This is a genomic window from Acinetobacter sp. ABJ_C1_1 (assembly GCF_044684115.1).
Classification (GTDB): Bacteria; Pseudomonadota; Gammaproteobacteria; order Pseudomonadales; family Moraxellaceae; genus Acinetobacter; species Acinetobacter nosocomialis_A.
Window position 1 is genome coordinate 787059 of record NZ_JBITPU010000001.1, and the last position, 24416, is coordinate 811474.

The 24416-nt window shown below is 37.8% G+C and carries 21 protein-coding genes, 1 tRNA gene and 2 pseudogenes; 11 read left to right on the forward strand and 13 right to left on the reverse strand.

The features are described from left to right. Nucleotides 1-249 precede the first annotated feature (249 nt). Nucleotides 250-1407, forward strand: coding sequence for a glycerate kinase (locus ACG59Z_RS03815; protein ID WP_400197979.1), 1158 nt, complete (start codon nt 250-252; stop codon nt 1405-1407). Here the strand turns inward: ACG59Z_RS03815 and ACG59Z_RS03820 are convergent. Beyond that, entirely contained in the window at nt 1404-1970 is a 567-nt protein-coding gene (locus ACG59Z_RS03820) for a TetR/AcrR family transcriptional regulator (protein ID WP_311069470.1), read from the reverse strand. The two genes, ACG59Z_RS03815 and ACG59Z_RS03820, sit on opposite strands and share 4 nt — an antisense overlap. Nucleotides 1971-2092: 122 nt before the next feature. Here ACG59Z_RS03820 and ACG59Z_RS03825 point away from each other — a divergent pair, with 122 nt between their 5' ends. Both ACG59Z_RS03825 and ACG59Z_RS03830 read left to right on the forward strand, forming a co-directional pair. After that, nucleotides 2093-2878: an SDR family NAD(P)-dependent oxidoreductase gene (locus ACG59Z_RS03825; protein WP_400197980.1), complete on the forward strand. Its 786-nt coding sequence runs from the start codon at nt 2093-2095 to the stop codon at nt 2876-2878. Nucleotides 2879-2911: 33 nt separating this feature from the next. Continuing rightward, the gene (locus tag ACG59Z_RS03830) at nt 2912-3517 is read left to right on the forward strand and encodes a nitroreductase family protein (protein WP_311086751.1); all 606 of its coding nucleotides are present in this window, start codon (nt 2912-2914) and stop codon (nt 3515-3517) included. A gap of 116 nt (nt 3518-3633) precedes the next feature. Here the strand turns inward: ACG59Z_RS03830 and ACG59Z_RS03835 are convergent, their stop codons facing one another. Further along, entirely contained in the window at nt 3634-4254 is a 621-nt protein-coding gene (locus ACG59Z_RS03835) for a TetR/AcrR family transcriptional regulator (RefSeq protein WP_368568098.1), read from the reverse strand. A 105-nt stretch (nt 4255-4359) separates the two neighbouring features. Between ACG59Z_RS03835 and ACG59Z_RS03840 the strand changes: the two genes are divergently transcribed. Then, a complete protein-coding gene (locus ACG59Z_RS03840; protein ID WP_400197981.1) occupies nt 4360-5223 on the forward strand; it encodes a metal-dependent hydrolase in 864 nt (287 codons plus the stop codon). Between the two features lie 70 nt (nt 5224-5293). On the opposite strand, the gene ACG59Z_RS03845 is transcribed toward ACG59Z_RS03840, so the two are convergent. Further along, the gene (locus ACG59Z_RS03845) at nt 5294-5863 is read right to left on the reverse strand and encodes a TetR/AcrR family transcriptional regulator (protein ID WP_400197982.1); all 570 of its coding nucleotides are present in this window, start codon (nt 5861-5863) and stop codon (nt 5294-5296) included. A 763-nt stretch (nt 5864-6626) separates the two neighbouring features. On the opposite strand from ACG59Z_RS03845, the gene ACG59Z_RS03850 reads away from it, so the two are divergent. Together ACG59Z_RS03850 and ACG59Z_RS03855 are read left to right on the forward strand one after the other, a co-directional pair. Beyond that, entirely contained in the window at nt 6627-7052 is a 426-nt protein-coding gene (locus ACG59Z_RS03850; RefSeq protein WP_228148400.1) for a hypothetical protein, read from the forward strand. A gap of 365 nt (nt 7053-7417) precedes the next feature. Next, nucleotides 7418-8224 (forward strand): hypothetical protein, encoded by an 807-nt coding sequence (locus tag ACG59Z_RS03855; RefSeq protein ID WP_400197983.1) that lies wholly within the window; start codon nt 7418-7420, stop codon nt 8222-8224. A 110-nt stretch (nt 8225-8334) separates the two neighbouring features. Here the strand turns inward: ACG59Z_RS03855 and ACG59Z_RS03860 are convergent, their stop codons facing one another. Further along, entirely contained in the window at nt 8335-9075 is a 741-nt protein-coding gene (locus ACG59Z_RS03860) for a hypothetical protein (RefSeq protein WP_400198023.1), read from the reverse strand. A gap of 137 nt (nt 9076-9212) precedes the next feature. Next, nucleotides 9213-9632: a hypothetical protein gene (locus ACG59Z_RS03865; RefSeq protein ID WP_343569054.1), complete on the reverse strand. Its 420-nt coding sequence runs from the start codon at nt 9630-9632 to the stop codon at nt 9213-9215. 278 nt (nt 9633-9910) lie between these two features. On the opposite strand from ACG59Z_RS03865, the gene ACG59Z_RS03870 reads away from it, so the two are divergent. Both ACG59Z_RS03870 and ACG59Z_RS03875 read left to right on the forward strand, forming a co-directional pair. Beyond that, nucleotides 9911-10168: a YjhX family toxin gene (locus ACG59Z_RS03870; protein WP_001054060.1), complete on the forward strand. Its 258-nt coding sequence runs from the start codon at nt 9911-9913 to the stop codon at nt 10166-10168. Nucleotides 10169-10201: 33 nt separating this feature from the next. Then, complete coding sequence (locus tag ACG59Z_RS03875) at nt 10202-10708, forward strand: GNAT family N-acetyltransferase (protein ID WP_400197984.1); 507 nt, start codon at nt 10202-10204, stop codon at nt 10706-10708. A 70-nt stretch (nt 10709-10778) separates the two neighbouring features. On the opposite strand, the gene posA is transcribed toward ACG59Z_RS03875, so the two are convergent. Then, complete coding sequence (posA, locus tag ACG59Z_RS03880) at nt 10779-14777, reverse strand: delta-poly-L-ornithine synthetase PosA (RefSeq protein WP_400197985.1); 3999 nt, start codon at nt 14775-14777, stop codon at nt 10779-10781. Nucleotides 14778-15431: 654 nt separating this feature from the next. Between posA and ACG59Z_RS03885 the strand changes: the two are divergent. After that, nucleotides 15432-15906, forward strand: a pseudogene (locus tag ACG59Z_RS03885) (SgcJ/EcaC family oxidoreductase). 561 nt (nt 15907-16467) lie between these two features. Here the strand turns inward: ACG59Z_RS03885 and ACG59Z_RS03890 are convergent. Continuing rightward, entirely contained in the window at nt 16468-18036 is a 1569-nt protein-coding gene (locus ACG59Z_RS03890; RefSeq protein WP_400197986.1) for an MFS transporter, read from the reverse strand. A gap of 135 nt (nt 18037-18171) precedes the next feature. On the opposite strand from ACG59Z_RS03890, the gene ACG59Z_RS03895 reads away from it, so the two are divergent. After that, nucleotides 18172-19077 carry a LysR family transcriptional regulator gene (locus ACG59Z_RS03895; RefSeq protein WP_400197987.1) on the forward strand — a complete coding sequence of 302 codons (906 nt, stop codon included), beginning with the start codon at nt 18172-18174 and terminating at the stop codon, nt 19075-19077. 276 nt (nt 19078-19353) lie between these two features. On the opposite strand, the pseudogene ACG59Z_RS03900 reads toward ACG59Z_RS03895, so the two are convergent. From ACG59Z_RS03900 to greB, 4 genes and pseudogenes are all read right to left on the reverse strand, one after another. Next, nucleotides 19354-19572, reverse strand: a pseudogene (locus tag ACG59Z_RS03900) (Arm DNA-binding domain-containing protein); the annotation flags it as partial. A 95-nt stretch (nt 19573-19667) separates the two neighbouring features. After that, nucleotides 19668-20087, reverse strand: a complete 420-nt coding sequence (locus tag ACG59Z_RS03905) for a heme-binding protein (RefSeq protein WP_400197988.1) — start codon at nt 20085-20087, stop codon at nt 19668-19670. 391 nt (nt 20088-20478) lie between these two features. Then, a tRNA-Ser gene (locus tag ACG59Z_RS03910) sits at nt 20479-20568 on the reverse strand. An 89-nt stretch (nt 20569-20657) separates the two neighbouring features. Continuing rightward, entirely contained in the window at nt 20658-21152 is a 495-nt protein-coding gene (greB, locus tag ACG59Z_RS03915) for a transcription elongation factor GreB (RefSeq protein ID WP_396463447.1), read from the reverse strand. A 373-nt stretch (nt 21153-21525) separates the two neighbouring features. Between greB and ACG59Z_RS03920 the strand changes: the two genes are divergently transcribed. After that, complete coding sequence (locus ACG59Z_RS03920) at nt 21526-22638, forward strand: transglycosylase SLT domain-containing protein (RefSeq protein ID WP_400197989.1); 1113 nt, start codon at nt 21526-21528, stop codon at nt 22636-22638. A gap of 92 nt (nt 22639-22730) precedes the next feature. Here ACG59Z_RS03920 and ACG59Z_RS03925 read toward each other — a convergent pair whose 3' ends face one another. Together ACG59Z_RS03925 and ttcA are read right to left on the reverse strand one after the other, a co-directional pair. Further along, on the reverse strand, nt 22731-23114 hold the full coding sequence (locus tag ACG59Z_RS03925; RefSeq protein ID WP_001110719.1) for an SCP2 sterol-binding domain-containing protein: 384 nt from the start codon (nt 23112-23114) through the stop codon (nt 22731-22733). Nucleotides 23115-23322: 208 nt separating this feature from the next. Beyond that, the gene (gene ttcA, locus ACG59Z_RS03930; RefSeq protein ID WP_107972573.1) at nt 23323-24228 is read right to left on the reverse strand and encodes a tRNA 2-thiocytidine(32) synthetase TtcA; all 906 of its coding nucleotides are present in this window, start codon (nt 24226-24228) and stop codon (nt 23323-23325) included. Between the last annotated feature and the right edge of the window lie 188 nt (nt 24229-24416).

Sequence of the window (24416 nt, forward strand, 5' to 3'; positions counted from 1 at the left end):
GCTCTTATAATATGTGCCATATTGTTTACAATTACAATCATTCAACCCAATCACATTATTTATATAAAAACATATAAAACAATAGGTTAAAAATTTAATGGCTGTGGTTTTTACAGATAAAAACATTATTGGGTTTCATTTTTAACAGTTTGAAAGCGTTTTAAAATTGACACTTACATGTGTTTATCTATGGTTTTTTGGTATTAAGCAGTATAAAACAATGAGAAACTTATCCTTATTAGAGCATTTATGAAGGTTGTGATCGCCCCTGACTCATTTAAAGACAGCTTATCTGCTTTGAAGGTAGCGCAAGCCATTGCCAAAGGGTGGCAAGCGGTTTTTCCTCATGCAGAAACTGTTTTATGTCCAATGGCAGATGGCGGTGAAGGAACCATTGAAGCTGTTTTAGAAGTCTGCGAAGGTCAATGGCGTGAAAAAACTGTAGTCGGGCCATTAGGCCAGCCTGTTCAGGCCAAATGGGGATGGTTAGAACATCAAAAGATCGCCATCATTGAGATGGCTCAAGCGAGCGGCATACAGTTAGTGCCCCCATCTGAGAGAGACGCTTGCCACAGCACAACCTTTGGCACAGGCCAGCTCATTTTGGATGCTTTAGACGCAGGCGCAAAAGATATTATTTTAACCGTGGGCGGTAGTGCTACTAATGATGGCGGCACAGGTTTACTCAGTGCTTTGGGTGCTGTTTTGCTCGATACTAACCAAAACGTTTTACCCGCAGGTGGCCTAGCTCTAAGCAACCTATCCAAAATTGATTTAACACATTTCGACTCACGCATTGAACATACACGGTTTTTACTGGCTGCCGATGTGACCAATCCACTTTGTGGCCCAAACGGCGCATCACATATTTTTGGCCCACAAAAAGGCGCTTCTCCTGCTCAAGTCCAGTTACTCGATGCAGCCCTTGCCCATTTTGCCGATGTCACGGCACAACTTTTAGGTTTCGACAAACGAGATGAAGCGGGTTCTGGTGCCGCTGGTGGTTTGGGCTTTGCCGCCAAAAGTTATTTAAATGCAAGCTTTAAAGCTGGTGTTAAAGTCGTAGCCGAACTGAATCAACTTGAGCATAAAATTGCTCATGCAGATTGGGTCATTACAGGCGAAGGTAAATTTGACCAACAAACCTTAAGCGGTAAAACCGTATTTGGGGTGAATCAAATTGCTAAGGCGCACAATGTTCCTGTTATTGTTATTGCAGGCTCTTTAGGCGAAGGCTACCAAGCGCTTTATGAGCATGGCGTTACGGCTGCTTTTTCACTCGCCAATGGTCCCATTACATTAGAACAGGCCTGCGAACATGTAGCAGAACTCATTTATGAAAGAACCGTCGATATTGCGAGATTAATTCAGTTTAGCCAAACCAGCTTAACGGATAACAAAGCTTAATCGGCTAATTTTAAAAGGCTCTCTTTACAGCTTTCTAATATTTCATCACTAAGGTTTGATTGGTCTGGGCATGCGCGAGACAAGGCAATTGCCCCTACAGACTGAGCAAGAATATTAATGGCTTGCTTTCTCAACTCTGGTGTTTCCAAAGAAACTTGTTTGGCTCGTTCGTTCATAATGAACTGAATAAGTTGCTCAATGCCTTCTTCAAATTCGACTTTTACTTCGTCTGGCTGTCTTGCGGCATCACAAGATAGCGCTGTTAGTGTGCAGCCCAAATCTCGATTATCTCGATGAGTGCGGGACACATAAAGCTGAATAAATTGAGTTAAGTTTAAACCTTCGATTCTTTTTAAAACCTGCTCAAGCCCATGTTTAACGGTAATTGAGACAAGGTCAGTCTTCGAGCTGAAATGTTTATAAAAGCCGCCGTGGGTAAAACCTGCGCTAGACATTAACTCGGCAATGCCGACCCCATCGTAGCCTTTGCTACGAAACAGTTGAGTCGCCTTTTCAACAATTTTATCTCGGTTTTCTTTTACCTGAGTTTTACTGACTTTCATGTTGGCGCACCCACTTTTATTCACCCTACTGGTCATAATTATACATTGATTATGATTGACATCAAAAATTAGTTATTTTAGATTATGATCATCATCTAAAAATTAAAGCGTGGAGACATCACATGTCAGCTCAATCAAAAGTACTTATTACAGGGGCTTCGTCAGGGATTGGTTCTGTCTATGCAGACCGATTTGCTCAACGTGGTCATAACTTAATTCTGGTTGCACGAGACACAACCCGTTTAGATAAACTCTCAAAAGATCTTCAAGAAAAATACGGTGTACAAGTCGAGTTCATTCAAGCCGATTTATCAAAGGATCAAGACATCAGTAAAATTGAAGATGTACTTAAAAACGATGCTGATATTGAAATTTTGGTAAATAACGCAGGTATTACACTAAGCGGGAACTTTTTAGCTCAGGATATTAAAGAAATTGAAACACTCATGACTTTAAATATGACTGCGGTGGTTCGGTTGTCTCATGCAGTTTCAGAGCAACTTGTTCGTAAAGGTAAAGGCTCAATTATTAATTTAGGTTCTGTGGTTGGGTTGTCCCCTGAATTTGGCTCTACCATTTATGGTGCAACTAAGTCCTTCATACATTTTTTTAGCCAAGGTTTACATTTAGAGCTAAAAGATCATGGCGTGCATGTGCAAGCGGTATTGCCTTCTGCCACTAAAACCGAAATTTGGGAACGTTCAGGCATCGACTTAAGCCAAGTTCCACCATTAATGGATGTCAATGATTTGGTCGATGCTGCTCTAATCGGCTTTGATCGCAAAGAAACAATTACAATTCCTGTGCTTAAAGACGAAAATCAATGGAATAATTTTGAAAAATCACGTATCACTTTACTACCAAACTTTTCTTCGGCTGAAGTAGCTCAACGTTATAAAGCTAACTAGTATTGCTACCCACCTCTTAAGTAGGAAAATCTTATGAATGTTATTGATGCTCTCCGTAAGCGCCGTGCAATTAAACGCTTCGACCCTTCTTTTGAATTATCTGAAGATAACAAGAAAGAGTTATTACAAGAAGTTTTAGCAAATGCACCAAGTGCTTTTAACTTGCAACATTGGCGTCCAGTGATTATTGAAGACACTGAGTTAAGACAAAAAATTCGTGCAATTGCTTGGGACCAACCACAAGTTACAGAAGCATCTTTACTGATTGTATTATGTGCAAAAGTAAATACATGGGAAGTTGATGCCAAACGTGTGTGGGATGGTGCAACTCCAGAAGTTCAAAATATTATGGCTGGTGCAATTGACCAGTATTATCGTGACCGCCCACAAACCCAACGTGACGAAGTGATGCGTAGTGCGGGCATTTTTGCTCAAACCCTCATGTTACTTGCTCAAGAACATGGTTTAGATAGCTGCCCAATGGATGGCTTTGACTTTGACGCTATGGCGAAGCTCATTAACTTACCTGAAGACCACGTAGTATGTTTAATGATTGCAGTTGGTAAGTCGGCTTCCGAGCCTTACCCTCGTGTGGGTAAACTTCCTTATGACGATGTGATTATTCAAAATACATTCTAAGTCGTTATTCAAATTTTAGGCTTTCATCCTATTTGTTCTTTTTATTATAAATAGCTGGAAGCCTTTAATTTGGCATGCATTTAGGCACTAAAAATCATAAATTTGCGAACAGAAAATTAAGCGACCTTATTCCTATCATCTTCTATGTATGACATCGTAATATTAATTAAGCAGTCAACTAACTCTTCAAAGGTAAAACCTATATTTTGTGAAGTAAAAAAGTTCATTGTTAAAGCGATACTTGAGTGAATTAAAATATAAACCATCATTTTTAAATTTTTGATTTTTAATACTTCTGGATGTTTCATCGCATATTCAATAGCTAATACATTTATCGCTTTCACAGCTTTTACCTGACTTGCTTCAGTACTGTATTTAGAAGAAACACTGAGCCAATAAAAATATTTATTATTATCTTTCGCCAAAAGTTCACCAATTTTTAAAAAAATTGTTCGGATTGCTTCAGGGATCTCTAAATCTAAAATTTCAGGAATCACCTCATAAATGGCTTTGGATATCTCTACAATGAAGTGTTGCTGCATCTCGATAAAAAGCGCGTCTTTATTTTTGAAATATTCATAAAAACTTCCCGATCCGACGCCTGCAATCTCACAAACTTTAAGTACAGTCGTATGCTCCAAGCCATTTTTCATAACAGAGATAAATCCTGCACTTACTATAGATTCGAAGGTATTTTTCGCTCTATTTTGTTTTGGTTTTCTTGTAGTTACCTTCATTTTTTATCCTTATAAATATCCGGCTTTTTTCCGTATAAATTCATTGATAAATTCTAATAGAAATCAAAATTTGATCAATTATTTTTTAAAAGATGAGTTAGAAAAATGAATACAGCTCTAGCATCAAATCAAAAAATTGTTCGCCGTAATGTTGAACTTTCTTACGATGCGAATAAAAGTTACTCTTTTTATTATGAGGAAAATCCTGTCGTCACTTCTTTGTTTGTTGTACTTTCCGCAATGTTTCCTCCGGGTGAAATGTTTTTTATAGAAAGTATTAGAAACGTTCGAAGCCAAATTAAGGATGAAAACTTATTAGAAGACATAAGAGCTTTTATTGCTCAAGAAGCTTTTCATAGCCGTGAACATAAAACATTGAACAATCATTTCCTCCATTCTAACTATCCTGAAGTGGTCGAAATTGAAGCTAAAACCAAAGCTCGTTTAGATAAATTACGTAAACTTTCAGCAATCGAACAAGTCGCTGCTACCGTAGTGATGGAACATTACACAGCTACACTTGCTCGCCTATTGCTCACAGACCAGTTAATTAAAGAAAAAACTACGCAAGAAAGCAGAAATCTTTGGGAGTGGCATGCCCTTGAAGAACTTGAGCATAAATCGGTCGCGTTTGATGTATTAAATGCGATAGGAGGAAATTCTAGCAAAAACAGAAAACTCGCTTTAGCTAGAGTCACAAAACTTATCATGCCTATTATGTTTGAATATTGGATCAAGATTTTAAAAAGAAAAGATATAAAATTCACCTTCAAACAATTGAAGGATGGGGTTTATTTAGGATTTGGCGGAGTTAATCGGTTAGGAATTTTATCTAAAGCATTTGTAGATATGCTTGATGTCAGAGACGAAGGTTTTAATCCTCTACATATGCAAACCGAACAGTTAGAAGCTGAATTTCGAGAAAAGCTTTTTGGCCAACAAGGGTTTCTCAAAGAAGCGCTGAGCTAGAAAAGCAATATATAAGGCCCTCATCTGAGGGCTTTTTCAGACTTAATTCTCTTTAAAAAAAGTGTAGAGATTACATAGGTTCGCTAAATTTAAACTGCTTTAAAAAGCGCACTAATAATCTCTCATTTTCATCGTTCTGTTCTGACATTAAAAGCTGAAGAATTGCGCCATCAATCATATATAAAAACAGCCTGGCATCAGTAAAAGAAACATCAGTTTTGAGTAATCTAAGTTGGCTATAAATTTCATTGGTCAGCCATGTTCTGTACCTCACCGCAGTTTGGTAAGCGTTTGGATAGCTGTTTTTAGTTTCAAAAATGGCCTTAAATAATAAGTAATATTGCCCTTCTAAGTTGGTATGTAGCTCATAAAGATTCTTAAGTTTATCGATTGTGCTTGTGTCATGGTCGTACTCCACCATTGCAATCACTTGGTCTTGCAGCCGTTCTTTTTGCACGATTAAACAGATATCAATGAAGCGTTCTTTCGAGTGAAAATAGTTATAAAACGTCATTTTATTCACTTCGGTTTCTCTCACAATTTTGTCGACACCGACCATGTGAAAGCCACCGTAGTGGAATAAATCGATCCCTTTTTTGATAACCTCAAAAGCACGTGTTGGGAGAATTAAATTTGGCATAGTTTTACCGTTATAAAATTAAATTTTTGTTGTATATAAATGGGATATAAAAGCCTTTTACTTTTTAAAAGCTGAAAAAAAGGCGTAGCAAAGCCTATAAAGACTGTGCTTGGCACATCTCAAGTTTTATTGTTGCTGCAAGTTTTTAGTCGTGACGATTTAAAGCCTAATCAGCCGCATAGCGATCAAACCCGTTAAAAACTAAGTTGTGTTGTTATAGCGTTTGGCAAAGGTTGCCAAGAAATAATGGATGTACAAAGCCAACTCCTTTTTATAGGGAGTTCTGCCAGACATTTATAGAATTATGGTGGCAGAACGAGAAAGGGTTCGCAGACTAGTATTATCTCAAACTAGCACACCCGTAGGTGTCCCTCTCCCGTCCTACCGCTACGGGAAAGGAACGAGTGGCTACCACATATGAGTATTCCTCAGAAGGAATGGCTCTGATGCGGGAGATAATATTCGGTCTGCGACGACCGACTGGCAATGTAGGCCAGCAGGCAAAGAATAGTGCCCAACCCTTTTGCAGTCAAGCACACAAAATGACATTTGTTTTAAATTAGATCATTAAAAAGTAAGGATAAATAATGGGTGAGTTATTGTTAAATGGGGGTTTATAAAATCAAAATATCACTGTTTGGGATTTTTATCTTCCACTAACATTATATACAAAGAATATGTTATTTTAATTTTCAATATCAATTAGTTGTTTTGCTAGAGCTTATTTATGCATTCATACAAATTAAAATTTATTTTATTACTAATGTCTTCTCTATTTATTACTTCATTCAGCCATGCTGGGGAATATCAGGATAAATTAGTTCAGTGTTTAAAAAGTTCAGTTACCGAACAAGACCGTAAGGATATGGTGCAATGGATGTTTTTTGGTTTTGCTGCGAAACAAGATTTAGCAAACTACGCAAAAATCTCAAGCGCAGATTTAGAACGTGTAGATCGCAGGGTTGCAAATATTTTTGATAAAATCATGACGCAAAGTTGTACTCAAGCGGTTACTGCAGTTGTAGAAAATGAAGGAACTAATGCGCTAACACAATCATTTGAGTATTTAGGGCGTTATGCAACGGAATCCATGAGTAATGATCAAAAAGTCGTACAAAGATTACAAAACTTTAGTAAGTATCAGGATCAAGAAAAATATAGAAAGGCGTTTCCACAGCTTCCCCATTAATCTGATTGAGATTTAAAATTAGTAGTAGACCAAAGGTCTATTTAACATAATGGGTACCCAATAGAATATGACAATAAAATCCCTTTATAATTAATTATTTGGGATGATCTTCCAATATATTTCCACAAAGTGGCTAAAAGTTGGAAGCATAATTCTAAGAGAGCGCATCAATACTACAAAGAACATGAGCAAAAATAGAAAATGGGAGCTGAGTGCTCCCATTTTTTATCCGTATAAGGTGTATTACTTTGATTTTATAGAAATTTAATAAGTAAATATTCTTATTTATCTCTGAATTTCTCTATAAGCCACATAGTTATATATTCTAATCTAGACATGAATGGAAAATTCTCATTATGAACTTCATGAAAATTATAATTATTCTAATACAATCTACTGCTATATTCGGATGCACAGACTCATCGAAAACAGCATCTCAACATTTAACTGAAAAATCTAATGTCAAATATTATAAAGACACTTCTAAACAAGGGGATTTAGTTGTTTGGGGTATTTCATCAAATTTAATTTTAAAAACAGTTGTAGGTGATAAAACAAATATTGCAAAAGGTACTATTTTAAAGAGCCCTTTTCTTGGTCAGTTTCCTATTAACTTTATTCCTAAAATAAAAAATCTAAGTAAAAATGATACCATCGAAAATGTTGCAGACCCTGAAAATCCTATGCAATTTAACTTACTTTTGAATAATGCTAAAAATATAGAAATTAATAATTTCTATGATACAAGTCATCAAAACCAAGTAAAAGTAATAGTAGAAAATTTTAATACTGCTGATCCAATATATTTAAGATATAAAAAAACACCACGAGAGTGGATAAATTATTTTACCTCTCAAGAAGTTATTAAAGATGAAGATTTATTCAAAAAATTTGAATTAGAATGTTACTCACTTAAGAATTTGAAAGCTCATATTTCTCGTTTTTATCATTGTATAGGAAATGCATCAGACTCCTATCATTCTGAATTTTTAATGACAATTGCTAAACAACATGATGGAAATAATCAAATTGTAGTGACTACAGAAGTTGAAACACCTCTATATCCAAATATAAGTATAAAATGGACAATGCCTTACGAATCATTAAAAGATTGGAAAAAGGTAGATAAAAATATCTGGCGTTTATTAAAAGCTTGGAATGTGCATAAATGAACTGACTCCCAATATTTAACCTAATTTTGATCAATTTAATATTATGGGCATTATCTAAATTATAAAAAAAGCCCCTGTTCTACAGAGGCTTTTTTCAATTCAACAACTTATTATTTATAAAACCAAGGTTTCTTTGGTGCAGTCCCAGTATATGCAGGACTAACCTTAATTGGACCCTGACCTTTTTCGCATTGTTGAACACCCCACTCACTCGGGCGAAAACGAGCATTAGCTCCATCAGGCTCAGGTTTACCAAATTCTTTTTGAATATCATAATCAATGAGAGGTATTTCAAGTAGTACGATGTCTCCACGAGAACAAGCGATGGTAGGACGTTTCGTATCGTAAACCCATTTACCATAGCCATTTTCTTCCTTAGGATCAAAGCGCATGACTGGACCTATTTGCTGATCCCACGCCAATTCCATTCGAGGAGGCTCCATCGCAGTTACCCACATTCCTGCGACTAGTACAGGATGAGGGAAGCGTACCGCCTGTAATCCACGTAAGCTAAAGAGTACTTGTGGCTCACCGTTATCAAAAACATCGTAACGACTAATTAAACTCCCTTTAGGAATCAACAGTTCGCCATATTGTGCATCTTGAGATAAAACGAAATGGCTGCGACGTTCCTTGTAATGCTGCTTAAGAGCAATCTCATACTCTACCGATGCACTCATATAAAATAAATAACCTGCCCACAGGTCACATATTAATGCCACTAGCGTAATAAATAATGTTTTTTTAGAAAAAAAACTCACAGGCTTTTGAGCCTTCTTTCGCCAAAAGAATAGTGCTTTCACCAATAAACCGAGTGTTAGTACAACACCAATCAATGGAGCAATAAACAACAGAAAAATTGCAAAAACCGAGAATGTCTGTACAGGTATCATAATTATTAAATCTTTAGCTTCATTTTTTCCAAAGGTGGGTCGCCAAGAAAATTGTATATACGTGTATTAAAAACAAGCTTTATGATTCACAGACACTATTTTATAGCGTTAGCATTTTCACATACTAAATTAAGCATAGCTAAATCATTCTCACCCGTGGCTTTCATTACTTCACTCTTTTTATCGCTCTTGTACTTAAGTTCACCATTATTTTTATCACCAATCATAAAGTCTAAAATCTGTATCGTCTTGTGTGAACAGTCAAAAGCCATATGAAATTGTGCAATATTATCTTTATCAAAATCACCTGTATAAAACTTTGTTTCGGGTACGCCAACTAGTTTTCTGGTAGCAGTAATTTTAAATTTACTTTTACTCGGCAAATAAAATTCGATTGAATCTAGTTCAAAAGCATAAGCGATATCTTCTTGTTGATAATAAACTTCTTCTGCTTGAATACTATTTGAAAAAGCTGCACAGGTAGCGAAAATTAGGCTAAAAATTGTTTTTTTCATTTACTAAAACTCATACATAATTTTTTGTTGCCTGATTTTATATAAATGAAAGGTCTATGAATATAAAAAACATTTGTTATTAAGTGATATATACAGTTAATATATCCTTTGAATAAAAGTATCCCCCTTCTAAAAGAGGTTTATATGTTGGAGATAGTAATCATCTGATAATCACTCTCAATTTTTATTATTGAGTTGATTATCAATATCGCAATTTTTCTGTGGTCATATTTCTGATCACTTCTATTTGCACGTTTGATTATTATCAAGGCTCCAACATGAATCTTTCAAAGTTCGAACAACGAACTCTCCATGTCCTTGCCAAAGGCGGACATATTAAATACCAACGTGACGCATCAGGCACAGTCTATTTCGTTGAATGCTATACACGAGAAGGTTTTGTGCTATCTGATTGTTCATTAGATGTGTTTAAAAAGCTAAAAGCAAAACGCTTAATCAAGTCTAAAAATAGCCAACCTTATCAAATTACATTGTTAGGACTCCAGACTGTCCGCCCTCAACTAGACAATCGTTGATATAAGTGGCTATTTATTAAGAGAAAGAAAAATATGAATATTATAATTCGAGATGAACAACCCGAAGATATTAAAAATATCGAAGCGTTGACGAAAGCCGCGTTCTTAAATGAAGAGCATTCTAGTCATACTGAACAATTTATTGTGAATAGCCTTCGGAAACATAAGCAACTCACGATCTCTTTAGTTGCTATAGAAGATGGCTTAATTGTAGGTCATGTTGCTATTTCACCAGTTACAATCACGTCAGGTGAAACTGGTTGGTATGGTCTAGGCCCTATTTCTGTATGTCCAAAGAAACAAGGAATTGGCATTGGTTCTCTTTTAATGAATGCAGCTCTTCAAAAGTTAAAAGAATTAGGCGGAAAGGGTTGCGTTCTATTAGGTGATCCAAATTATTACAGTCGATTTGGTTTTAAATCATACCCTGATTTAAATTTACCTAATGTACCGAATGAATATTTTCAAGCTATAAGCTTCACTAATCATATTCCCTCAGGAGAAGTTACTTATCATGAAGCATTTATGGCAACTGAATAAATAAGTTCGCTTACAACACATAATAAAAAGCCCCTGTTTCTACAGAGGCTTTTTTCAATTCAACAATTTATTATTTATGAACCCAAGGCACAGCCGGTGAACCAATCCAAGCAGATTTAGCCGGAATATTTTCACCTTTCATGACCAATGTTAATGGCCCCAACACGGCATGGTTGCTCACGTTGGCGTTATACAAAATAATACTGCGTGTATTTACCACAACATCGTTACCAATATTCACTTGTCCGATTTTCATAATACGGTCTTCAAACAAGTGAGTTTGTGGGCCTGAGAAGCTATTAAACTCAGCGCGGTCACCAATGCTTACACAGTCAAACTCTGTAATATCGGCTGTATCCATATAGACGTCTTTACCAATACGAACACCTAAAATACGCAAGAAGAATGGCAACATTGGCGTTCCTCTTAAGTAGTTTAAGAAGTTCGGAATCGCAACTGACTCATATAAGCTTGTGATCCCTTCACTTAACCATACAAACATAGTCCACATAGGAGCTGAACGTGGCTCATAACGACCAATCAAAATCCACTTCAATAACGCAACAATAACGAAGCAGCCTACGCCATAGAGTAAACCAGCTAGAGTTAAAGCCAACAAACCTGTTGGAATGTTGTATTTGTTAATAACATCAATAATCTCAAGCACGATCATATAACCCACACCAATCGCAAGAGCAGCAGGTAATACAACACGAAGGCCTTCAATAAAACCACGCATTAAACGGCGTTTGATACTTGGTAAGAATGTTAAATGATCTGGATATTTTTCAGCAGCTTCACGCGCAGGCAATAACAATGGCGGTGAACCAAACCAAGTTTGACCATCGTACATTTCAACGTTATCAGGTGTTTTAGATTGCACGCCAATCAAGACGTTGTCTGGTAACACGGTACCATCAGCAATATACGCACTGTTTCCGACAAAACTACGGTTACCAATTTTGGTCGATTTTAATGTCATCCAGCCGCCTTTGATTTCTTCATCACCTAGCATTACAGCATCGGCAATAAAGCTTTCTTCACCCAAAGTCAGCATTTCTGGAATAACACCGTTTGCGGTAGAAATTTCAGTATTTTTACCTACTTTTGCACCGAGCATACGGAACCATGTTGGCGCATAAATCGTAGCAAACAAGCCATGCAAGGTTTGTAAGCTTGTTTCCAAGATTTGAGACGCAAACCATTTACGGTAATACGTACCACCATGAACCGCATACGTTCCTGTTTCAAGACGAGGCAATGCAACTTTACGAATGACTGAAGAAATTACAGCAGTAATCATCATCATCATTGCACTAGCTGGAATCGCTAAAATGAAGTAGTACAGTGCGATTTGTAAATGTTCATTCGGGTTAATATTAAATACGTTTGCATCTAACCAGTCGACCAACAGGAAGCTTGGGAAAATTGGAATAAAGAACAAACACGCAATAATTAACGCACTAATTCCATAATATGCATATTCTGCAATTTTACGAATAAACGATAATTTTGGACGCTCTGGTAATTTATCGTGATCGTCTACATGTCCGATTTTCTTCGCAGGTGTACCATCCCAGATTTCTCCAGCTGGTACCACTGTGTCATATTCAATTGAAGTTAAGGCATTTACGTGAGCTTGTTTTTCCAACACTGTATTTTCTTCTAATACAGCATAAGAGCCCACATAACTGTCTTCTTTTAAGTGAATTGAACCTAAAACCAAGTGACCATGTTCGACTTTGGCATTCTCTAAGTTTACTTGAGAGCCAATGCTCACCCCATCTTCAACAGTAAGTAAAGACGGCATACGAATATGCACTGAACTAATCGTCACGTCATGGCCGATTTTCGCACCAAGCGCTTTCAAATATAAGTTAAGTAAAGTCGAGCCTGACAATAAATAAACTGGTGAAATGTTGCTAATACGGTCTGCTAACCACCAACGGAAATAGGTTAATCCCCATAATGGATATTGCCCTGCACCAACGCCCATCATTAATAGTCGTTTTACAGAAATTGAAACAACAAAACTGGCAATAATAACGCTGATGTAAACCAATAAAGACATCGCGATAGCATTTGGGATACTGTCGCGTGTTCCACCAGTAAAATAGTGATAGGTAAAGAATGGCGCTAACCACTGCAAGATATTAATCGAAATTAAAACTGGAATGGTAACGAGCTGTGCAATACCACATAACCACTTATAAGTTTGGTTACGAGGGTTATCTTGTCCAATTTGGCTATCAAATACAGTAGGCGTTGGTTGCTCTAGCATGAGTGCAGCAATTGCCCCAACCCTTCTCGCTTGATATAAGTTTTGAATAGTCAGATGGCTATATTCTGGGTGTTCACGCAAGTTCGATATTAAAACAGCCGCTAAAAGTGAATGGCCGCCTAAGTCGTCAAAGAAATCTGAATCGAGTTTAATCGGCATATTTGGGAACAAGCGGTTCAAAATGCCAAATAAGATTTCTTCTGCCGGGTTTTGCGGTTGGTCAGATTCACTACGGTCAATCACACTCGTAAGTGGACGTGCTTTTAAAGCTTTACGGTCAATTTTTCCTGACAATAAACGTGGAACTTCTTCAATAATCTCAAAACGGTTTGGCACCATATAAGGTGGTAAACGTTGGCTTAAATTATGACGGAGTTCTTTAATTTCGATTGCTTTTTTCGCATCAATTTCTGGCGCAATAAACGCAATAAGCTGATCAATACCGTCTTCTGGACGAAGAATAACTGCCGCAGTACCAATACCTTCAATATCGCAAAGCGCAGCTTCGATTTCACCAAGTTCCACACGGAAACCACGGATTTTCACCTGATCGTCCGCACGTCCCAAGCAGTGTACTTGACCAAATTCATCAATTTTAGCCAAATCGCCGGTGCGATAGAGCGATTGTTCATCTGGACCGTCTGCCCACGGGTTTTGAATAAACTTATCAGCGGTTAAGTCAGGACGACCTAAGTATCCTTCTGCCACACTTGGGCCAAAGATACAGAGCTCACCTGTTTCACCTTGCGGCAGTAATTCTCTTTCAGCGTTAATGACCAACATGCCATAGTTTGGTAAAGGCTTACCAATCGTGACGAGTTTGCCACGCTCTAACGCCTCAAGGCTTGCAGTAACCGTAGTCTCAGTTGGACCATAAGTGTTAAACATTTTGTGATGAGGCAATGCCCAACGGTCAACCAGTGAATCCGGGCACATTTCCCCACCTAAGTTAATAATTCTTAAGTTAGGTACATCTTCTGGAAATAAAGCAAGTAATGTCGGTACAGCATGCAATACTGTAATTTGTTCTTGCTTTAATATTTGGCATAAACGTTCAGGGTCACTCACAAGCGACTTAGGTGCAATCCATAATGTTGCACCGACCAAGTAAGAAAGCCAAATCTCTTCAAATGACATATCAAAAGCAACAGAAAAGCCTTGATAGACTTTGTCTTGCTCTTGAATACCCAAAACATTATTTTCACTACGTAAAAAGTGACAAATATTTCTTTGGGTAATCACAATCCCTTTCGGCTTACCTGTCGAACCCGATGTATAAATAATATACGCAGGCTGTTCTGGAGTCGTTTTAGCTAAAGGAATGTTTTCACTGAGTGGTTTTTGCAGTTCGGTATTGGTCCACTTTGTTTGTGGTACTTCATCTAAATGTGCATGCCATTCATCTGTAGTAATCATTCCTACAGCGTCGGCATCTTCAAGACACACAGCAATACGGTCCGCTGGCGTATCCATATCAAAAGGAAGCCATGCTGCGCCACTTAAACAAATCGCCAATTGAGCTTTTAAAAGCTCGATACCACGAGGCAACCATAAGCCAACAATATGACCAGGTTTTACCCCCCTTATCGTCAAATGTTGAGCCATAATTAAGGCTTGCTGATATAACTCACCATAACTCAACGTTTTATCTGCTTCAATTAAAGCCGTTTTATCAGGAAGAGTTTGTGCAGTATGGACAAAAATATCGGCCAAGACTTCATGCTGCAAAAATTCCGGATGATACTTTCCACGAATAATATTATTCGTGTTTGTTACAAACTGGTTCATTTTTATACTCTCTTTAATTTTCTGATTTGGCTCAAATGAAGTCATGTTTGTTTTTCTGACCCATTAAAGAAATCAAGATATGTCATAAATTAAATAATTGAACTTAAATCAAGATTAAAGTTTTAGTTTTGAAGTCTATTTAATAATATATAAATTCCGATTGTTTAGGCTCATATTTTCTAAAAAAATTAAGCTTTTAGCTGCAATGTTTGAATTTCGCCATCATCATTAGGATGAAAAACGTACAAAACTAGCGAAGTAAAAACCTATAATTCACAAGATTTATATAACTCTAATTTTAATAAAACTAATAAATGCTATCCGATATACAAATTCTCCATATTTTAAACTTAATTAATTCGTTCTAAACATTAAAAAAACCCCAAAAAATCGAAGATTCTATTTAAATTTTTAACGGATGTTTGATTATTAACAGTATATTAAAGTCATTATGAGTCATTTCTATTTATCTTATATTTTTATCTGTATTTTTCTAAAAACTTATCCATCGATTAGCTCAAACTTATAGTTGTTTAATACTGCTCACCCCTAAACTTTTTTGCGTTAAAAGTATGGCGTGTTTATAGGAATAAGTCCTTGCATGCTGAGCTGTGACTAGCTGTTCCGCTTAAGCATGTCGAAGCCCATTCATTTATAATATATTCAAAATGGACTTAAAACTTAAATAGTAGGGATGATATGAGTCAACACATAATAAACCCAGAAGACATTCCTCTAGCATTTCAAATTGCTTGGAATAATCATGATATGAAGGCCTTTGCTGCTCTTTTTCATCAAGACGCGACTTTCGTTAATCGTTTTGGCCATTACGTTAAAGGCGTTGATGAAATTGTTGCACTACACCAGCCTATTCATGACACCATCTATAGCGACTCAACACTAGAAAATGAACTCATAGACATTACACCAATGAGTGATGATATCTGTATTTCACACTTTTGGAGTCGCTTAACTGCGGGCGTAGCTCAACCTTCAGGGCCCCCATCAAATTGATACTCTCATTCTTACTGTACTCACCAAGAAGAACAATTCTTGGTACATTCAGGCGCTTGAAAATGTGACTTTAACAAACCCTCGAACGGGAGAGACCATACTTAGAAATATATAAAAGAGCGTAAGATTATTTTTAGTAATTTATATGCATAAAAAAAGCCATTATCTTTTTAAGAATTTGGTTATCTTTCAACCACCACGAACTGTTCGCACCTTTAACAAGTAGTAGATCAATTTCATGTTCTTGATTTGGTGAGGGGGGTGACGAACTCTGCGATCTCACGTGGCGGGAAAGAAAAATATTTGTGCACTTTTACTATCTTTTTGGCATCTACATTTGCTTTATTACAATTAAAGCAAACAACCGTATTGTCTTAAGCAGATAAAGAGAATGCAGCCTTGATAGCAAATTTTTCAGAAAGTTCATCAGCTACAACGTAATTTTTACCACATTTTGTAGCAAATCGAATTCAAAGCAGCTTCGATTGGCGGTTTTTGACCGAATTGAGCCAGTAATCCTAGCCGGCCCCAACCTACAATTTGCTCAGATTTGGAAAAACAATATCAAGCCATACAACCTCAATTATTCCTTAGGAGCACTTGTGCTCCACCGTTTACACTATTACTGTATCTCATACCAATATATCCAAAGACTGACTAATCAATGGAGTGACCGTCATATGGTGTCTGACTTTGATTCAATATGCTCATTATCTGAATAACCGCAATTCGTACGCGATGTACGATTCAAGAAGAAGAAGGCAATAAGAGCCGACAAGAGAGTAATGACGATCAAAACATAAGTCAGGCTCTGGAAAGCATTGGTATAACTCGACATAAGAAGGTTGCGATTCATCTCAGGTAACATTGCAGATGCAGAAGAGAGATCGCCTACTGCAATATGCTGTGATGCTTCCGTGATTCGCAAAGCTGTAACAGAGCTCGCACTATTTGATAATAAAAACTGTAGCTTCATGCTAGCGAAAGTCGACAGCAAAGCTACGGTAATGGCTAGCGCAACACCCTCACTCGCAACTCGCGTGGTATTAAAAATACCAGTCGCCATCCCTGCCCTCTCTTTAGGCACAACACTGATTGCAAGCCCGTCCATGAGTCCCCACGGCATACCAGCGCCAACCCCAATAAGTAACATTGCAATGATGACAGCATACCCAGAGTGACCATCGTTGATCAAGCCAAGCAAATAAAGCCCAATCGCAGCGATTACGAAACCAATTCCGCACAGAACACTGGCTGAGATCCAGCGTGTCAACGAAGCAACCAGCATGGGGATTACGAGCAATGGTGCCGATAAAGCCAGCATCAACTGACCTGCTTCGATTTCAGAATAACCACCAACTCCAATAAAGCGCAGCGGTAATAGGACAATCAACACGATATAGCAATAGCAAGTTCCGATAGGCAGCATCTGCACGCCTATAAAACGTGGATAACGAAACAAACTGAGATCAAGCATTGGTTTCGTCACTTGTAGTTCAATAAAAATAAAGATGACCGACAAAACCAATGAAGCAATCAATAAAGTCATCACCTTTGGACTCGTCCAGCCACTTTCAGGCACCTCAATGACACTAAATGTGAAAAGCGACAAGGCCCCTGTAAAGGTCAGCATACCTAACCAGTCAAATCCTGTCGCATCGGGATCACGCGTTTCACGCATTTGTGACATTCCCAAAATCAGTGCCACAGTACCAATGCCTGCAATTGCAAAGAAAATTGATGGCCAACCAAATATGTCAATTAATGCACCAGACATTAGAGGACCGAAAGCAAGGCCTACCCCAAAGCTTGTGCCTAGCATACTGAAAGCGCGTGTACGCGCATGTCCCTCGAACTCCTGTGCCAGCGCAGACGAACCACCAGACAGCGCTGCCGCTGCAGCGACTCCTTGTATGGCACGTAATGCATCAAGCCATACTACAGTCGAGCACATGCTTAAAACCAGCGAAGTAATAATGAATAATGTCATGCCTAGAATAAACATACGTTTCCGGCCAAACTTATCGGCCAAGACTCCAGTGGCCATTAACAAACTGCCAAAACTTAACATAAAAGCATTAGTGATCCATGTAAGGGCTGTGGCACTACCGCCCAAAGTATGGCCAATCATAGGCGTTGCAACTACTCCTCCAGTAAAGCTCAATGGCAGGACTACCGCAGCAAGGCAAATCGAAACCAGAATGAGTACTTTGCTTCGGTCAGTGGTGAAAGTCGTATTTGTCATGAAAATACCTATTCTGAGAAAGATGATTTCAGTGAATGAATTGCTATGGTGAGTATAATTTCGACTTAATATTAGATAAATACGATATAATTCCACTTATAATGGAATAAAATTCTATAATTAATCGGGTATTTCATGGATAGCTTTAATGGAATTGTCTACTTTGTAAAAACAGCTGAAGCACTCAGCTTTGTCGGTGCTGCCCGCGCACTCGGTGTGTCCGCATCTGCTGTGGGCAAAAGTATTGCTAAGCTTGAACAAGCGATGGGAGTACGATTGTTTCAGCGCAGCACGCGCAAAGTTCATTTGACTGCTGAAGGTGAGATGTTCTATCAACGTTGTCGATCAATCTTGGACGATCTCGACGAAGCACAGGCTATGCTGTCGCATGCCATCCAGACACCACGCGGTAAGCTGCGATTAAGCTTGCCGACCATCGGTTACCACTTCTTACTTTCTGAGCTACCTGAATTTCGCCGACTTTATCCAGAAATTGAGCTAGACATTGATTTTAATGACCAACTTGTCGATGTCATTAAGGAAGGTTTTGATATCGTCATACGTAGTGGAGATCTGCCAGATTCTAAACTGATGTCGCAGCGGCTAGGAACGTGTCGTCATGTATTGTGTGCAGCGCCTGCATATCTTGCACGTAGGGGCATCCCACGCACACCTGTTGAATTGGAACAGCATGACTGCATACGTTATCGCTTTCCAAATACTGGGAAGCTCATGGCATGGACGATGTCAGCCGATCCTCTCTGGTCACAACTACGGCTACACACTATCTTAACGTTTAACAACATGGAGGCCGTATTGACTGCTACGATTGATGGACACGGGATTGCTTACATGCCTGATTTCTTGGTGTATAAAGCTTTCGAAGAGGGAAAACTTCAAATTGTATTGAATAATGCCGAACAGGAACTCGTTCAGTTCTGGGCATTATGGCCGTCAAACCGTCATCTTTCTCCCAAAATCAGAGCTTTTGTGGATTTTATTTCAAAAAAGTTGTTTAGATTAGACTTATTAAAAATATGAAACTGATATATTCCATTAAAATATGAAAATAAAATAAGAATATAGGTAATAAACGGCCCTAAGATTCTTTAATTCAGTACCGTGACACTCTGTACTAATTCCTTTTGCAGTGGTCCTACATTCGTATTTAAAGTATCAGTCTAGGGGCTGTCCCTGTTCATCACGATTATAAAACTCATTAACTACATCCAAGACCGCCTCCCCCTCAAACTTAGCATTCATATAACCTTATCATGCTGTCTGATCTAATGCCTCCTGATAGAATCCTGAATGATGCGAGCGGGCATCATCTAGAGAAACTTCTGGGTAATTATCCAAAGATAAATCGTTACGTTTGCCTAAAAAGGGTGTGTATAGTTGAATATCCGTATTTGCTACCACTCTGGCCAATACGCAAATACAGGTTTCCCTCTTAACAACTTATACAGCTTATTAGAATCAGTTAGATTTTTTAACTTACAAAGCACTAAGCTTGTTTACTTCACGGGTCGTTATAAACCAGACATAAAAAAACGCAGCAAGATTAATCTTACTGCTTTTTTTAATTTTGACCGTAACCTGATAATTTTTTACTTATACAGCATTATTATTTATTGAGTTACATGTGCTAAAAAAGCATCTATTGCTGAGCGTGCAATTTCAGCATCTTGAAAAGATTGAGCACCAGAGACACCTACCGCACCTATTAGATTCCCTTGATACAGTATTGGTTCACCACCTTCTAAGCTACCAGAAAAACTGCTCATATTAAGAATACCAATTTGGCCGTTCTTAATCATATCCTCCAAGCTTTTTGATGGAAGTCTACTTATTGCAGAGCCTTTGGCTTTTTCCAAAGAAAAGCTAGCCGTCAAGGGTGATGCTCCATCAAGACGTTTCATAGTTAACAGACTTCCTGTTTCATCAACAACAGAAATACTGACGTTCAGACCCATTTCATTGGCAGCTTGCTGTGCGCGTTCCAATAAAACTTCTGCATCACTCAATGTTAAATAATGTTTGGTTTTCATGTATTCCACCTGAATATTTCATTTTAAAACAGCCTTTTATCGTTATTAAAAGGACTTATTGTTTAGAGATGACAGGCATCTTAGAATGAATTTATCTCACTAAAAATCATTGAGTTGGCAAAATACTATTGAATAAAAATCAAGAAATACGCAGAGATATTGTCATTAACAACTAAAAAGCAGAGTCAAAAATCATGCATGTAGAGCGTATAGCTACAGAGTCGTGTGTTTTCTAAAATTTCAGCTTAAATACGATTCATCTATTATGCACAGCCATTAGATTTATTCTTATTCGGATTATTCCAATCCAGGTTTTAATGTGAAGGGGTTGAGGGATAAAATAATAGATAAAAAAAAGCCCTTGTCAATAACAAGGGCTTTTTAAGAATTTTGGCGGAAGCGGTGAGATTCGAACTCACGGAGGACTCACACCCTCGTCGGTTTTCAAGACCGGTGCATTAAACCGCTCTGCCACGCTTCCAACGAGCGCTATAATATAAACAAAAATGCAAGTTGGCAAATCTTTTATTTAATTTTTAATTCAAACGCTCAAAATAAAAACAAATCTATTTAAATTTCATCATTTTTAGGCTTTTCATAACGAATTGCATTGATATACCAAAGCTTTTTACCTAAAGGAGTGTGCACTTCAACCTCATCATCGACTTCTTTACTCAACAGTGCACGCGCCATTGGTGACTCAATCGAGATATGCTGAGGATGATGATCATAAATTTCATCAATCCCGACAATTCGTAAAGTTTTTTGTTCCCCTTCTTCATTTTCAATTTCGACCCAAGCTCCAAAATAAACTTTGCCTTCTTGCTCCGGAGCATAATCAACAATTTTTAACTCTTCTAAACGTTTTCCTAAATAACGTACTCTGCGATCAATTTTTCTCAGTAGCTGTTTATTGTACTGATAATCGGCATTTTCACTGCGGTCGCCGAGGCTTGCAGCCCAATTCACTTTCTTTGTGATTTCTGGTCGTTCTTCATGCCAAAGTTGTTTTAATTCAGCAACTAATTTGTCATGTCCTGACCGAGTGATTAAGTTAGATTTCATGATAAAAAACCACTGATGAACAACATACTGCTTACAAGATGTAGCATTTTATACCCTATTTACCCATATCAGAAGTGTATAAATTTTCTTCCTTAATAAATTCATGTTGTTATGTTGATATATCGAATATTTAATTGTTCAAAATTTGACAATCTTTTTTTTGAATATTATGATGCGCGCATCTTAAATGTTGAGTATTTTTTAACCCAACCAGCAACTATGTAGATTTTCTACACAGTTTATTTTTTTCATTTCATGTCATTTTGAATGACGTCATGACTGCCCACCCCTTATTGAATTTATCAACTTTTAGAAGTTATGGCAGCTTTTTGCCTGGCTTTCTAGGGCATAAATTATCTGTAGCGGAGACAACATGCACAGTAATTCAAGTTCTGGGTCGAGGCTTAGCCTTAACTCTTTATTTTCTTCTCTCCCATTGAAAGTTCTTGCACTCAGCACTATGTTTTTTCCCTTTCATAGTATCAATGCAGGAAAAACCCTACAGTACAATACTGTAGTTAACACAAACACATTAACCGTAGTTGCTGTAGAAAGCCCAACTACTGTTTTTAAAGAAGATCAATTTTTACATGGCTTCGGTTATGACTTGGCTCGTAACTATGCGCAAAGCTTAAATGTAAAGTTGGACTTCAAAATCGTGGCAGATAACGCCACCGCACTCAAATGGATCCAGCAAGGTAAAGCAAATCTTGCCATGACGACCGCGAGCTTAAGCTCAATCGAGAACAAAGGTTTAATGTCTTTTTCTGCAAGTTGTGGTGACATCGTAAATTTGCAAAAAAATGGATTAAATCCCGATTTAAGCTGGGTGTTTAAACAAGCAGATGATCCTCTTACACAAACTGCCAGTGGTTTTGTTTGTCAAAGCAAGCAAAATGGTCTGACTCAACAACTGGCTTCATTTTACAACCGTAACGTTGTAAAACCTGAGTCTTGGTCTACGATTCAACGTGACATCAGTACGCGTTTACCTATTTACAAAGCCAGCTTTAAACAAAGCGCGGCGAAGTACGATTTAGATTGGCATTTGCTTGCAGCAATGAGCTATCAAGAATCGTATCTCAAGCCAGAGTCTGTTTCACCAACAGGCGTACGCGGATTAATGATGTTAACCAACAGTACAGCTCGGGCAATGGGTGTAAGTAACCGTAGCGATCCAGCGCAAAGCATTCAGGGCGGTGCGAAATATTATGATCTCATGCTAAGTGAGTATGGTGATATTCCCTTCCCAGATCGTAACTGGTATGCCCTTGTGGCCTACAATATGGGTCCAGGCGCAGTCAACCAGATCCAGAAGCGCTTACAAACTCAAGGGAAAGACCCAAACCAGTGGGTAAATCTCTATGACTATTTACAGCGCAATCAAATGCGAAATGGTCGATACAAACAAGCGGTGCAGTACGTGACTCGTATTCGTGCTTATCTTGAGCATATTAAAACGGCGCAAACGCGAATCAATATCTAGTTTTATTGTTTTTAAAAGTTGATAAATTCATTGTTTGTATCAATAAAAAGCTTACCTCTTGGGGTAAGCTTTTTATATAAATTCTTTTAGACTTAAGCTGTTTGTTCTAATACTTTCTTGAACAAATCTTTTTGTTCTTGGCTTGGTTTAGCTGTTTGTAAAGCCATTAACTGAGACATGTCGCCTTGAACTTTAATTTTACCAGTCATGAATGCTTGCATAGCTGCTGCCATATCAAACTCAAGGAATACTTTACGTAAAGTTTCAGCATCCATGTTCAAAGTTGTTTTGGCATTTGAAGACAAACCTTTTTGGATTTTACCCCCATCTAACGCTAATTCGGTATTTCCAGAAGCATCTGTAACTACTAAATTAATTGCCAAATTCGCAAGAGCTGGTGGCAAATTAAGATCACCTGCTTCAGCAGTTAATTTTTCGACAGTCGCAAACCAATCATCAGTTAAAAATGCAGGCATGATTCTTCCTCAAATTTATTTGTTCAATTTCTCTAGTTAGTTGCCTATCCAGACAACATCATATGAAGCACTTCTGCTTGTGCGTTGTTATAGCATGTAATTTTAAGGTTGGGCTATGACTTTTTGTACGGAACATTCATTTTTTAGTATTTTGATACATTAAAGGCACTTGTTTATAAAGTGCCTTTAATTGACTTACTTAATCGTTTTATTCAGCAGCAAAACTTAAGTTCACTACATCTAAACGTTTTTTAAGTTCTTCAGGGTCTTTAAAGTCGATCTCACGCTGAGAATCTAGCGCTTCAAAATCAAACAAATCACGGTCCGCTAACTGAGACGGAGATACGTTTTGTAAAGCACCAAAAATGCTGTGTAAACGTTTCGGATATTGTTTATCCCACTCACGTAGCATTTCATTAAGCATGGCACGCTGTAAGTTCTCTTGTGAACCACAAAGGTTACACGGAATAATTGGGAACTTACGTAATTCTGCATATTTGATAATGTCTTTTTCTTCAACATAAGCCAAAGGACGAATCAAAATATTCTTCTTATCTGACGACAAAAGCTTAGGTGGCATCGCCTTTAAGCTGCCGCCATGGAACAAGTTCAAGAAAAAAGTTGCAATGATGTCATCACGGTGATGGCCTAACGCAACTTTAGTGGCACCAATTTCTTGAGCAAAGCCATAAAGCGAACCACGACGTAAACGTGAACACACTGCACAGTATGTTTTACCTTCAGGTGTTAAACGCTTGGTAATGGTGTAAGTGTCTTTTTCCAAAATGTAATATGGAATGTTATTTTCTTCCATATAACGTGGTAAGACATCTTCAGGAAAGCCCGGCTGCTTTTGGTCAAGGTTAACCGCAACAATGTCAAAGTTGATCGGTGCAATACGTTTGAACTGCAACAAAATGTCGAGCAAGGTATAACTGTCTTTACCACCAGACACACACACCATGACCTTGTCACCATCTTCAATCATATTGAAGTCACGAATGGCATGTCCAACTTGACGGCGAAGCTTCTTAAGCAAACGATAATAGACCGAGCTTGTTGGAAGTTCAGGCTTAAAATTAAATCCTTCGTTGGACTCAACTGGCGCGTACATAGACGAGATATACCCATAAATAAAAATACCGCGCAATTTTATATGATTCGGACGGGAATCGCATCAAAAGAATAGTTTCAATTCTTGAAGTCGTCATAATGCTCAGGCATGATGCAAAAGCAGTGCTCCATTTTGACCGATGAGTTCATTTTTTGCGCAAAATGCTTACTTTTTGGACTTTTCCACAG

Coding starts and splice junctions, on each gene's coding strand:
- ACG59Z_RS03815 (WP_400197979.1), top strand. CDS start 250: ATGAAGGTTGTGATCGCCCCTGACTCATTTAAAGACAGCTTATCTGCT.
- ttcA (WP_107972573.1), bottom strand. CDS start 24,228: ATGTACGCGCCAGTTGAGTCCAACGAAGGATTTAATTTTAAGCCTGAA.
- ACG59Z_RS03925 (WP_001110719.1), bottom strand. CDS start 23,114: ATGCCTGCATTTTTAACTGATGATTGGTTTGCGACTGTCGAAAAATTA.
- ACG59Z_RS03865 (WP_343569054.1), bottom strand. CDS start 9,632: ATGAAAAAAACAATTTTTAGCCTAATTTTCGCTACCTGTGCAGCTTTT.
- ACG59Z_RS03890 (WP_400197986.1), bottom strand. CDS start 18,036: ATGACAAATACGACTTTCACCACTGACCGAAGCAAAGTACTCATTCTG.
- ACG59Z_RS03905 (WP_400197988.1), bottom strand. CDS start 20,087: ATGAAAACCAAACATTATTTAACATTGAGTGATGCAGAAGTTTTATTG.
- ACG59Z_RS03870 (WP_001054060.1), top strand. CDS start 9,911: ATGAATCTTTCAAAGTTCGAACAACGAACTCTCCATGTCCTTGCCAAA.
- ACG59Z_RS03875 (WP_400197984.1), top strand. CDS start 10,202: ATGAATATTATAATTCGAGATGAACAACCCGAAGATATTAAAAATATC.
- ACG59Z_RS03830 (WP_311086751.1), top strand. CDS start 2,912: ATGAATGTTATTGATGCTCTCCGTAAGCGCCGTGCAATTAAACGCTTC.
- ACG59Z_RS03850 (WP_228148400.1), top strand. CDS start 6,627: ATGTCTTCTCTATTTATTACTTCATTCAGCCATGCTGGGGAATATCAG.
- ACG59Z_RS03845 (WP_400197982.1), bottom strand. CDS start 5,863: ATGCCAAATTTAATTCTCCCAACACGTGCTTTTGAGGTTATCAAAAAA.
- ACG59Z_RS03840 (WP_400197981.1), top strand. CDS start 4,360: ATGAATACAGCTCTAGCATCAAATCAAAAAATTGTTCGCCGTAATGTT.
- ACG59Z_RS03855 (WP_400197983.1), top strand. CDS start 7,418: ATGAAAATTATAATTATTCTAATACAATCTACTGCTATATTCGGATGC.
- ACG59Z_RS03825 (WP_400197980.1), top strand. CDS start 2,093: ATGTCAGCTCAATCAAAAGTACTTATTACAGGGGCTTCGTCAGGGATT.
- ACG59Z_RS03835 (WP_368568098.1), bottom strand. CDS start 4,254: ATGAAGGTAACTACAAGAAAACCAAAACAAAATAGAGCGAAAAATACC.
- posA (WP_400197985.1), bottom strand. CDS start 14,777: ATGAACCAGTTTGTAACAAACACGAATAATATTATTCGTGGAAAGTAT.
- ACG59Z_RS03820 (WP_311069470.1), bottom strand. CDS start 1,970: ATGAAAGTCAGTAAAACTCAGGTAAAAGAAAACCGAGATAAAATTGTT.
- ACG59Z_RS03920 (WP_400197989.1), top strand. CDS start 21,526: ATGCACAGTAATTCAAGTTCTGGGTCGAGGCTTAGCCTTAACTCTTTA.
- greB (WP_396463447.1), bottom strand. CDS start 21,152: ATGAAATCTAACTTAATCACTCGGTCAGGACATGACAAATTAGTTGCT.
- ACG59Z_RS03895 (WP_400197987.1), top strand. CDS start 18,172: ATGGATAGCTTTAATGGAATTGTCTACTTTGTAAAAACAGCTGAAGCA.